We start from the raw sequence: 11587 nt of genomic DNA, 5'->3' as shown, positions 1-11587 counted from the left end.
ATGATCTGACGGGGCCTGAGATTAGCTTGCTCTCTTCCATCTGCGTAAGAGCAGCACAACCCCATATCCACATGCGACAAGCAGCACGCCGACCGAGTCCATCCCGACGTCAATCGCATGCCCTGTCCGCCCTACGACAAAAGTTTGATGCCATTCATCGGAAGCCGCATAGAGCACAGAAAGCACCGCTCCAAGTGGAATCGCGAAGCTTCGAAAACGCTTGGTGGCTCGTAATGTCTTGATCCATAGCAAAGTAAGCAGGGCATACTCCGCGATATGACCCCCTTTTCGAATAATAAATTCGATGAAGTCATATGGCTCTTTCCACGTCACAAGCCCACCGTCATATGTAAATTCGATATGCGGCATCCATTGATCCACGACCGATTGCGGAATCCATTCCGCGAGCATCGGACGAATGTCCTGCTCCTGATACGGTTCGGCCGATTTGTAGAAAATGAACCCCATCCATAACACCGTCAAAATAAGCCAAACCATAAAAGATCTACGATTGCGTAGCACCATGCTGCACCCCTTTACAATAAATAAGTCTATATAAGATTACCCCACAAAGTAGTGCTTTGTCTTCGGAGTGGTTCAAGTACTTTGCGGGGGCCCCGAAACCTAAGAACAAGAAAAAAACATGCCAAGGAAGTTCGTTGACATGTTCGTGAAGTTCATTTGTATCTTATGCAATTATGCTTGCGATAGCACCGAGGAGATCAATTCGCGCTCTTGAACTTGCGCATGAATTAGATCCACGACATTTCCCATACATTTACAAATGTAATCCTTACGGCAGATCGGGCAAGGTGTCGTGTGCAAGCGGCTGATGTTTTTAACCGTCCATTCCGGGTATCTATTGTAGAACATTCTGCATTTAATACCATCCTGCAGTTCAACAACAAATTGGTAAAGGCCTTCTTTTTCGTTATAATCGGAAAGTTTGAAATCAATTACTCTAGGAATGTACGCCATAGGACCACCTTTTTAAATAAGAAATTTTTAACGAGTTTACCGATACTCTATGATAAAGAAAAATGCGTCACGTGTCAAATACAGCTATTTCCCATTTACAATGACATAATCTTTATTCGTCATATGAAATTTGTCATTCATCCCTGATGTCATGTACACTTTCTTATCCTTCGTAATAAATATCGCTTCTGTATTATCCATATTCTCTACGAATTTCATACCCTCTTCTTTGCCTAGTGCGAACAAGGTGGTGGACAAGGCATCCGCATCAATCGAATGATCCGTTACGATGGAGACGCTGTTCAGATCATTAACAACCGGATAACCTGTCTTCGTATCGAGGATATGATGGTATTGTACGCCGTTCTCGATAAAATAACGCTCATAGATCCCTGAGGTAACGACTGTCTGATTCTGAACACGCATGCTTCCAATCTGGTTGCCTCGGCTATCGTTCGGATCTTGAATACCGATCGTCCAGAAATTATTACCCGGCTTCACGCCCAGGGCATAGATATTACCGCTCAAATCGATGATCGCATTCGGCATCTTGCGTTCTACGAGATAGTCAGCAATCCTATCCGCAGCATATCCCTTCGCAATGCCCCCTAGATCAAGCGCCATCCCTTCCTTCGTTAGCTTGATCGTCTTATTCTTCTCATCTAGTATCAAATTCTTGTAATCTACGTGCTTTAAGGCATCGTCTATCTCGCTCTGCGGCGGGACATGCGCGCCCTCATGATTAATGTTCCATAGGCTGACGAGGGTTCCGATGGCGACATCGAATCGACCTTTGGAAAGTTCTGAGTATTTCTGAGCCGTTTTCACAACATAAAATGTCTCATCCGATACTTTAATGGCTTTTTTGCCTGCATTGGCATTGACCTGATAGATATCACTTATCTTGATGGTACGACTCATTTTGTTCTCAATATCGTCGAGCATGGCCTTAATCTCTTTAAAGTTCTGATCTGTTACTTTTTTGTCGTATACCTTAATGGTTACAACCGTATCAAATACGAAGTAGGTCTGTGATTTGGGGTTTATACTCTCTGTCGTATCCTTGGTTGTTGAGGTTCCGCCACAACCGGCAAGAGTCAACATACAGAGGACGAGCAGCATGATGATAGCTTTGGAACGAAGCATAATGTTACCTCCCTTAAATTATAGCCGAATATTATATCACATATGATGCCAACTTACCATTTCATCACGCATAGTTTAATTCAATTTTTAAGTATATAATCACAACTAACTTACATGAGGAGGACTACACGATGATGAAGCTTAGACGTGGAGATATTTTGCTCATCGGTATTGTCCTACTGTGTGCGATCATTTTCATCATCATAAGAGCATTTCCGAATGAAGTAAGTGACGAATCGCACAGCAAAATTGCCACGATTACAGTAGACGGAAAAATATACCGTACTGTCGAGCTTACGGCTGAACCACAAGAAATTAAAGTTCAGACCGAAGACGGCCACTACAACTTGCTCAAGGTTCACGATCACGGCATTGAAATGATCGATGCAGATTGTCCAGACAAAGTCTGCCTCACCTTCGGATTTATTACGAATCCGTCGCAGACCATTGTCTGTCTCCCACATCGGGTATTAGTCGAGATCGAGAACACAAATCCAAAGGAACAAGGAGATGATCTCGATGCCGTCGTCAATTGATACTTCCGCAGCCATGCTCAAAAAAACGGTGATGATTGCAATCTTCGCCGCCGTCGCTGTCGTCTTAAGCATCATTGAATCCATGATTCCCTTGCCCTTCTCTGTTCCAGGTGCCAAGCTAGGCCTAGCGAATATTATGGTGCTGACTTGCCTCTATTTCTTGCACGGCAAAGACACGCTGATGCTCATTGTACTGAAGACGATTCTGACCGCATTTATATTCGGAACCTTCTCCAGCTTCCTGTTCAGCTTCTTCGGCGCCATCGTCAGCTTTGTGCTCATGTATGGCATGATGCGTCTGGGGCGAGATTTCTTCAGCTTGATCAGTATTAGTATCGTCGGTGGAATAGGTCATAATATTGGTCAACTTACGGCGGCGATGATCATCTTCAAGACATCGAAGATGTTCTACTATTTGCCGGCGCTGCTGCTCACAGGGGTTGTGACGGGGATCTTCATCGGTCTTGCCGTCAAATATTTGATCTCGGCACTGTCGAAGCTCACATTATTCCAAGGGTGGGCTGCACATGAGTAACCCAATGATATTAATGGAAGGAGTCCATTTCTCCTATAGAGGAGCTGAGAACAACACGCCCATTCTGCATGATATTTCACTCTCGATTCATCCAGGAGAATGGGTATCGATTATTGGTGCGAACGGTTCAGGCAAATCCACCCTCGTCAAATTGTTCAATGGACTATTACGTGCAACGCAAGGTCAAATCTCCATTGAAGGCACGCCGTTAACCAATGAGAACTTATATGACATTCGGCAGCAGATCGGATATGTGTTCCAGAATCCAGAGAATCAGTTCATAGGCACCACGGTCATGGAAGACATGGTCTTCGGACTAGAGAATCTATCGCTCGATCATGCCGAGATGGAGCGCCGTGTGAATCACTATGCAGCAAAGCTCAATATTGTCTCTCTATTATCAAAGCATCCAGCGGAACTCTCAGGTGGACAGAAGCAGCGTGCTGCGCTAGCCGCAATCCTTGCCATGGAACCTCGCATTGTTATTTTCGACGAAGCGACTTCCATGCTCGATGAACAATCCAGGCAAGATGTCATTCGGATCATCCGTGACATGCATCAGAGCGGTTCCTACACGATCATTTCAATTACCCATGATGCTGACGAAATCGAGGCATCGGATCGGGTACTGGCACTCGCTGACGGGCAGATCATCGCAGATGCGCATCCTTCCAGCATCACACGGCAGCCTGATGTTATGAGGCGATGTAACTTGATTCCATCATTCTATATTCGATTAACACAGCAATTGAATATGTCATACGATGTACCCGTCCACCATCATGCAGATGAACATGGACTACTGGAGGAATTATGCCAATTGTATTCAATGAAGTAAGCCACGCTTACGGCGGCATTCCAGAACAGCTGGCACTCGATCATGTACACTTTCATATTCATGATGGGCAATTCGTTGGGATCATCGGTCCGACCGGATCAGGGAAATCAACACTGCTACAGCATTTCAACGCCATTCTGCGTCCGACAGACGGCAAGGTACAGGTGCTGGATTTTCTAATCCTTCCAGGTGAAAAAATTCACGAAGTCAAGCGTCTGCGGCAACGCGTCGGACTTGTCTTCCAGTTCCCGGAGCAGCAGCTTTTCGCCGACACCGTAGAGCATGATCTCTGCTATGGTCCGATGAATTTCGGTGCAACAGAAGCCGAAGCCAAGCTACTGGCCATCGCTGCACTTGAGCAAGTAGGATTAAGTCCAGACCTGCTCTCCCGTAGTCCGTTTCAGCTGAGCGGAGGGCAGATGCGCAAGGTAGCTATTGCTTCCGTGCTCGCGATGAACCCTGATGTACTTGTGCTTGATGAACCAACAGCGACGCTGGATCCAAGAAGCCGTGAAGAATTTATGACCTTGCTGCACACCTTATGTAGGACCCAGAACAAGACGATCATCGTCGTTACGCATCGGCTGGACGAGGTTCTACCTTTTACGGACCACTTGCTCGTCATGCATGAAGGCAAGCTCGTCTTCGAAGGATCGAACATGGCGCTCTACGAACATGCCGAGAAGCTGCCGGCTTGGCGAATGGCGATTCCCAAGCCGTTCCGAATCATACAGGCTTGTGAGCAGATGACGAATAACCCGTTAGCGCACCATGTGCGGCAAGACGGCACAAGGGCGACATTCACACCCTCATGGGTGGCAGAGCAAATCCATCTACTATTCCAGACATCGCAACGTGACGATAGCGGAGGTGTTCCATGCAGCAACGATTCATCCTAGGCCGCGTCATCGCAACAGGCTCATGGGTTCATAAGCTTGACCCGCGTGCCAAAATGACCTGCATGCTGATCTTTGCGGTCATTACTGTCCTGCTCCATTCTCTTGTTGACTTCGTCGCCGTCACGATCGTCTCCCAGCTGATTCTGCTCAGTACAAGAATCAAACTGACAATGTTCTGGAAGGCTGTGCGGCCGCTTAGATATCTCATGCTATTTATCTTTCTATTCCAACTCTTCCTTGAGAAGGGTGGACATTTGTTACTCTCTTGGGGACCGATTCAGATCTATTCCGAAGGGATCGTCACCGCTGTGTTCACTGTCTGGCGGATGTTCTTACTCGTCACGTTCACTGCACTGCTTACATTTACGACAACACCGGCGATGCTGACCCAAGCGTTAGAGGACATGCTGAAGCCGCTCAAAATATTTCGCATTTCACCGCAAGCCATCGCACTGATGCTCAGCATTGCGCTTCGTTTCATTCCGACCATCCTGGAGGAGACCGAGCGGATTGTCAAAGCACAAGCTTCTCGGGGAGCAGACCTGAAGGATCTCCCCTGGAAAGATAAAGCCAAAGCGATGATTGCACTGCTCGTTCCCGTTACTGTCTGTGCCTTTCGGCGTGCGGAAGAGCTCGTCAATTCAATGGAAGCTCGGGGATACAAATTAGGAGAGCCCCGCTCCAAATTTTTCAGATTAACTTGGCATCGTCAAGACACCTATTTTTTACTCATTTTTATTCTCATCGGTTTATTTGTCATTTGGCAATGATCGAAGGAAGTTATGGAGGTTTTATCCTATGGCAAGATATTTTCACGGTAAAGAAGTAGAGCTGCTCGCTCCTGCTGGTACGTTCGAAATATTCCAGACGGTCATTGAGACCAATTGTGATGCCGTTTATTTCGGGGGTCCAAGTCTCAATATGCGTATGATGCGCAAAGGCTACAATCTGAATTATGAAGAAATCGAGCAAGCGATCTCTATCGCTCACTCCCTTGGCAAGAAAGTTTATATTACGCTTAACAATCTTATTAATGAACAGGATATGGATGATGCAAGACAGTATCTGCAATTTATACATCAAGTGAAGCCTGATGCGATTATCGTACAGGATTTCGCGATCCTCTCACTCATCAAGGAGATGGGATTAGATATTAATATCCACTCTTCCGTTATGATGAACGTTCACAATCTGCCGATGATTGAGTTCCTTGCGGATATGGGTGTTACAAGGGTTGTCGCTTCTCGCGAGATGGATCTGCAGACGGCAAGGTATCTGCAAGCCAAATCCGGTATGGAATTCGAATACTTCGTACACGGCGATATGTGTACGGTGCATGGCGCCAACTGTCATATCAGCTCCATGATCTTCGGCATGAGCAGCAACCGCGGTCAATGTATGAAGCCATGCCGTTGGGAATATCGCGTGAAGAAGGACGGCAACGTCTATCCGACAGAATACCCGCTTGCTGCAAAAGATATGAATTTATATGAGTATATTCCCGAGCTGATCGAATCCGGTATCACGTCATTCAAGATTGAAGGGCGTATGCGGGATAAAGAATTTGTAACGATGCTCATTAACAGCTACGGCGACGCCATTGATCGTTATATTGCAGATCCGACCGGGTACAACCGATCCCAAAACTCAAGTGAATTATTTGAGCATCGGAAGCGTGATTTCTCCACAGCGTATGCATTCGGTAATCCAGGGTTGTCTTACATTAATCGACGTTATGAAGGAACCGGCAAGTTCTACAGCACAGGCAAAGTCTTCAGTACACCAACACCCGAACGTGATATTCATGAAGATCGCCTGAATGAGATTCGAACATCCTTGTCCACGGTACATCGGTCAGAAGCTGCTGTAAGAGAGCTCTCCGTACGTGTCAATAATATCGCGCAAGCGAAGGTCGCAATTGAAGAAGGCGTTCATCATATTTACTTGGCAGGCGACGTCTTCGCACCTGATCGTCCATTCACACGTCAGGAGATTAAAGAATTGACGACAATGAAAGGATTATCTCAAATCTATCTCGCCTTGCCGCGCATGATGTCGGAGCTGCATTTCGAGCAATATGAACATCTATTGAAGTCAGCAGACCTTGGTATCGACGGCATGATCGTGACGAATATCGGTGCGCTGCATCGCTTCCAGCAATTCGGTCTGAAGATGATTGGAGATTACAATTTGAACATCTCGAACAATCAGGCCGCCATGTTCTATAACGAGCATGGACTGAATCGATCCACCGCTTCCATCGAGCTTCCGCTCGAGCATTTCACAGAATTGATCTCGCATACGACAGTCCCGATGGAGATCGTCGTTCACGGCTCACCTGTTGTGATGTTCTTGGAACTCGATTTATACGAGAATACAGAAGTCTTCCAATCCATAGCGGAAGAAGACAATAAATTCGTCGATAATCACCATCTTGTCCTCATGACGGATAAAGGCGAGAACCCGGTATATCGGGACCAATTCGGACGGAATCATCTAACGACAGCCAAAGAACTCTGCTATCTTCCTATTTTACAAGATCTTATCCGAGCTGGCGTAGGGCATTTCCGCATCGAAGGAAGCACGTACACACCGGACCAATTGCGCGCAATTCTAAGGACGTATCGCAAGGCGCTTGAGGCACCTCAGCATTGCGCATCACTCTATGAACAGAGTTCACCGGTCTATGCCGGATATACGCTAGGCACGTTATCCTTCGGTAAGGCCGTGCAAGAAGAAGCCGTGACAACCAAGTAAGATCATGATCATGACCAATAGAAAGGAGCACGATCCTAATGGACAATATGATCGGCGCAGACCAAATTCTACAGAAACGCAAAACGTTCATGTTCCCTTGCACAAGCCACTTCTATAAGCAGCCTCCTCAAATGGTACGAGGACATATGCAATATTTGTACGACGAGAAAGATACCCCCTATGTGGATTTCTTCGCAGGGGTATCCGTGGTCGCTTGCGGCCATTGCAATGAGCATATTACACGAGAGACGATTAAGCAGGTTGAGACGCTCCAGCATACGTCGACCATCTATCTCACACAACCAATGGTGGATCTAGCAGAGCGGCTTGCGCGTATTCTGCCTGGGGATTTGAAGCGGACGTTCTTCTGCAACAGTGGTTCCGAAGCGAATGAAGGTTCCTTGCTCGCCGCTCGACTGCATACGAATAAGCGTGACTTCATTGCGCTAGATTTTGGACTTCATGGACGGACGTCATTAACGATGAGCGTTACCGGCATCCCGATGTGGCGTACGGATCCGTATCTTGAGAAGAACACGCACTTCATTCCTCGTCCGTTCGATCCTAGCATGACATTGGAAGAAGCCGCAGAGAAATCTCTTCAGGCCCTGCGCCAAGTTCTTGCTGAGAAGGGCGATACCATCGCAGCGATGATCGTCGAGCCGATCCAAGGTAATGGCGGCATTATCGTACCGGCGAAGCACTATTTCCAAGAGGTGCATGCACTGCTTAAGCAGCACAATGTCTTACTAATCGCAGATGAAATTCAAACCGGCTTTGGACGGACGGGTGCTATGTTCGCGATGGACCATTTCGGTGTCGTCCCTGACATCTTATCCATGGCGAAGGCACTCGGCAATGGCACCCCGATCGGCTGCTTCTCGACGACGGATGCGATCGCGAATTCCTTTAATCGACCTTCAGCTTCCACCTTTGGTGGAAATCCTGTCTCTTCCGTTACGGCAATGGCGGTGCTTGACTATATTGAACAAGAGAGGCTGGTGCGGCGTTCGCACAAGCTTGGACAGCTGCTGAAGAATGGTCTATTAGAGCTAAAGCAAAATTTCAATTTCATTACGGATGTGCGTGGCATGGGACTTATGGTTGGCATGGAGATATTGGGGGATGCACCTCAGCGTGGCGCTGAGGCTGTAGATATGATCATCGAATGCATGAAGAATCGGGGCTTCATTATCGGAAAAAATGGTGTGAACCGCAACGTGCTGGCTTTCCAGCCGCCGCTCGTCATCCATGAATCCAACATTCGCAGAATGCTCTCAGCGCTTGAAGATGTCTGTACAGGAGGGCACGCATGGTTATACGAAGCGTCACAAGCAAAATAAGACTCTTCGGCGAGCTCGTCATGTTCTCGCATACCTTGTTCTCGCTGCCATTCGCCATCATTTCCTTGCTGTGGGCGTCGAATGGCTGGCCATCCTGGTATGTGATTACCTGGTCGCTGATCGCACTCATCGCAGCCCGCAACGGAGCGAATGCCTTTAATCGACTTGCGGATTTGAAGTTCGATGCATTGAACCCCCGTACCGCATCGCGCCATATGCCGAAGAAACAGCTCTTGCCAAGGGAAGTCATCCTGTTCGTTATTCTGAATTACGCGCTGTTCGTATTCGCAGCCGCCATGCTGAATCCGCTCTGCTTCGCGTTATCGCCAGTCGCGATATTGCTCATTACAGCTTATTCGTATACAAAGCGGTTCACCTGGCTCTGCCACCTGTTTCTAGGTTTCACGATTGCGTCCGCGCCCATTGGCGCCTGGTTCGCCGTGACAGGACAGTTCGCCTTTACACCCTTTATTCTGGGAACGATCGTCATGCTCTGGATTGCAGGCTTCGATATTATCTATGCGACGCAAGACATCGATTTTGATCGCAAAAATGGCCTCTGGTCCGTACCGAGCATATTCGGGTTCGAAGATGCGCTCTACATCTCGCGTGCCCTCCACTTTATCATGGTGCTCTTGCTCTTCAGCCTTGCTTTCATTCGCGACCTCGGCTGGATCTATCTGCTCGGCATTTTCATTGCAACCCTGCTGCTGCTTACCGAGCATCGTATTATCAAACCGAGCAATCGTCACCTGATGAAGATTGCTTCCTATAAACTGAATCAGGTCATTAGTATGGTGATCTTATTCTGTACGCTGCTAGATTTTATTCTGATGTAGCCCCCACAAAGTGGTGTATTAGCTTCGCAGCGTTCCAGGTACTTTGCGGGGACCCCGAAATCTTCAATATTCTCATGTTTAAAAAGGCTTCGATAGACCTTATTAGGGTCCATCGAAGCCTTTGAACATTTACTTTTTATTCGCTTTCTCCTTCAATTTCGCCGCATACTCATCTGTCATTTTACGCAAGAAGGTATTCACATCTTCCTTGCCCTTAAGCTTAATCATCTCAGTGGTCTTATCACTGATAATATTGGATTCATAGTAGAAAATATCCGGGCCGTACGGGGAGAATACCGGCGCTGCTGCCGTCCCCTTGTAGGCGACGTCGATATTATAGACGCCTACTTTATCTTCGCCTGCTAGATATTTGCGAATCTCTGGATCCTTCACCACCGGCGGAGCCCCACCAATCGCGATATTCTTCTGATTCTCTTCAGAAGCAGCGAATTCTAACACTTTGAACGCTTCATCGATATGTTTACTTGCTGGATTTATTGCGAGCGTCAGTGGAATATTGTTCGGCAATACACCTGGGAGATCGCTCCAGCTTGGGTAAGCAGACATGCCGAAGTTCAAGCCTTCCGTATGCGCATAGAGCTTCGCACTATTCACGAAGGATAGAATCATGCCCACATTGCCCTTCTCAAAGCCGAAATTATCTTTCTGCGCTTCATCAGGCACATTGCCCGGAATACTAACCACCCGTTGAATCAAATTGAAATACTTTGCGAATTTCGGATCCTTCTCGAATAGGATTTCTCCTGTTTCGGGATTCGTACCGGAAGCGGATAGCTGGAGCATCGCTTGGGATAAGCCACGTGCGGCAAGTCCAACATACTCGCCATCTCCATGCTTCCCAGCGATTTTCGTTGCCATATCCAACACTTCATCCCAGGTAGGCGTTTCGCTCGGATACTCAATGCCTAGTTTATCGAAGATATCTTTGTTATAGAAAAGATTCACAACAACATCTTCCAGCGGCATGCCGAGCAATCGATTTTTCTGCTCTGGGTCGCGCTGACGAATCGCATCGATCGCACCGTCACGGAACTTGGTGAGGTCCACATTATTCTTGGCAATCAGATCATCCAATGGATAAGTCATTTCGAGATCGTGCAATGTTACGAATGGATCTGTAATCAACATAATATCTGGGGAGTTATTCGCAGCATTCGCTTCTTGTATTTTCTCAGCTGAAGCAAATGCACTGATATGTTCAATTTTGATATGAGGATACTTCTTCTCTAATGCATCCGCAAGACGGATTCTAACTTCTTCGCCGCCCCACGGCGTCATAAATTTTATCGTGACAGGTTCGTTCGATCCGGTCGTGGCCTCAGCATTGTTATCCGTTGCTGGCTCTGTCTTATTATCATCTACTGCTGCCTCAGTAGTAGTTTTTGGTTCCTCTGTCGTCTTGGCTGAGTTGCCGCACGCCGATAGTAGAATGGACATGATGCACGTTGTGATTAGGAATAATGTCATCAATTTTCTAGTCTTCTTCAATCGATTCCCTCCTTTTTTGTAAACCCTTTCATAAGTTATTACTCAAAAAAGCAAGAAACTGGGCTGCCAATCCCGTACATCTCCCCTTCCAACCATTCCCTTTATTCGAACTTAATATATCAAAAACGGTGTGTACGTCGTGTGATTTTTATGTGTTTTTCCTGTGAATATCATCGTATCCGCAGCCAAAAAAGACCGTCCATACAA

General features: G+C 47.0%; 12 protein-coding genes. 8 read left to right on the top strand and 4 right to left on the bottom strand.

Features of this window, described 5'->3' with window-relative positions; all coding sequences use genetic code 11:
- Nucleotides 1-21 precede the first annotated feature (21 nt).
- The 3 genes from AC3WU2_RS23445 to AC3WU2_RS23435 form a co-directional block, all read right to left on the bottom strand.
- Nucleotides 22-525 (bottom strand): VanZ family protein, encoded by a 504-nt coding sequence (locus tag AC3WU2_RS23445; RefSeq protein WP_492457414.1) that lies wholly within the window; start codon nucleotides 523-525, stop codon nucleotides 22-24.
- A gap of 171 nt (nucleotides 526-696) precedes the next feature.
- Entirely contained in the window at nucleotides 697-978 is a 282-nt protein-coding gene (locus AC3WU2_RS23440; protein WP_018759545.1) for a hypothetical protein, read from the bottom strand.
- 84 nt (nucleotides 979-1062) lie between these two features.
- A complete protein-coding gene (locus AC3WU2_RS23435) occupies nucleotides 1063-2124 on the bottom strand; it encodes an FAD:protein FMN transferase (RefSeq protein ID WP_492457413.1) in 1062 nt (353 codons plus the stop codon).
- A gap of 131 nt (nucleotides 2125-2255) precedes the next feature.
- Between AC3WU2_RS23435 and AC3WU2_RS23430 the strand changes: the two genes are divergently transcribed.
- The 8 genes from AC3WU2_RS23430 to AC3WU2_RS23395 are packed head-to-tail and all read left to right on the top strand — an operon-like array spanning nucleotide 2256 to nucleotide 9871.
- Nucleotides 2256-2660 (top strand): NusG domain II-containing protein, encoded by a 405-nt coding sequence (locus AC3WU2_RS23430; protein WP_492457412.1) that lies wholly within the window; start codon nucleotides 2256-2258, stop codon nucleotides 2658-2660.
- The gene (locus AC3WU2_RS23425; protein ID WP_492457411.1) at nucleotides 2644-3195 is read left to right on the top strand and encodes a Gx transporter family protein; all 552 of its coding nucleotides are present in this window, start codon (nucleotides 2644-2646) and stop codon (nucleotides 3193-3195) included. Before AC3WU2_RS23430 ends, AC3WU2_RS23425 begins: the two co-directional genes overlap by 17 nt.
- Nucleotides 3188-4033 (top strand): ATP-binding cassette domain-containing protein, encoded by an 846-nt coding sequence (locus tag AC3WU2_RS23420; protein ID WP_492457410.1) that lies wholly within the window; start codon nucleotides 3188-3190, stop codon nucleotides 4031-4033. The genes AC3WU2_RS23425 and AC3WU2_RS23420 overlap by 8 nt, the downstream gene beginning before the upstream one ends.
- Nucleotides 4009-4932, top strand: a complete 924-nt coding sequence (locus AC3WU2_RS23415; protein WP_492457409.1) for an energy-coupling factor transporter ATPase — start codon at nucleotides 4009-4011, stop codon at nucleotides 4930-4932. The genes AC3WU2_RS23420 and AC3WU2_RS23415 overlap by 25 nt, the downstream gene beginning before the upstream one ends.
- Nucleotides 4911-5702: an energy-coupling factor transporter transmembrane component T family protein gene (locus AC3WU2_RS23410; protein WP_492457408.1), complete on the top strand. Its 792-nt coding sequence runs from the start codon at nucleotides 4911-4913 to the stop codon at nucleotides 5700-5702. Before AC3WU2_RS23415 ends, AC3WU2_RS23410 begins: the two co-directional genes overlap by 22 nt.
- Before the next feature lie 28 nt (nucleotides 5703-5730).
- Nucleotides 5731-7689, top strand: a complete 1959-nt coding sequence (locus AC3WU2_RS23405) for a peptidase U32 family protein (RefSeq protein ID WP_492457406.1) — start codon at nucleotides 5731-5733, stop codon at nucleotides 7687-7689.
- A 38-nt stretch (nucleotides 7690-7727) separates the two neighbouring features.
- Complete coding sequence (locus tag AC3WU2_RS23400; RefSeq protein WP_492457405.1) at nucleotides 7728-9032, top strand: aspartate aminotransferase family protein; 1305 nt, start codon at nucleotides 7728-7730, stop codon at nucleotides 9030-9032.
- Nucleotides 9002-9871, top strand: coding sequence for a UbiA-like polyprenyltransferase (locus tag AC3WU2_RS23395; RefSeq protein WP_492457404.1), 870 nt, complete (start codon nucleotides 9002-9004; stop codon nucleotides 9869-9871). Before AC3WU2_RS23400 ends, AC3WU2_RS23395 begins: the two co-directional genes overlap by 31 nt.
- A gap of 129 nt (nucleotides 9872-10000) precedes the next feature.
- Here the strand turns inward: AC3WU2_RS23395 and AC3WU2_RS23390 are convergent, their stop codons facing one another.
- The gene (locus tag AC3WU2_RS23390; RefSeq protein ID WP_492457403.1) at nucleotides 10001-11380 is read right to left on the bottom strand and encodes an ABC transporter substrate-binding protein; all 1380 of its coding nucleotides are present in this window, start codon (nucleotides 11378-11380) and stop codon (nucleotides 10001-10003) included.
- Nucleotides 11381-11587 lie beyond the last annotated feature (207 nt).

The sequence above is a fragment of the Paenibacillus sp. EB106-05-06-XG162 genome, assembly GCF_058791655.1.
This window is presented reverse-complemented; position numbering and strand designations above follow the sequence as displayed.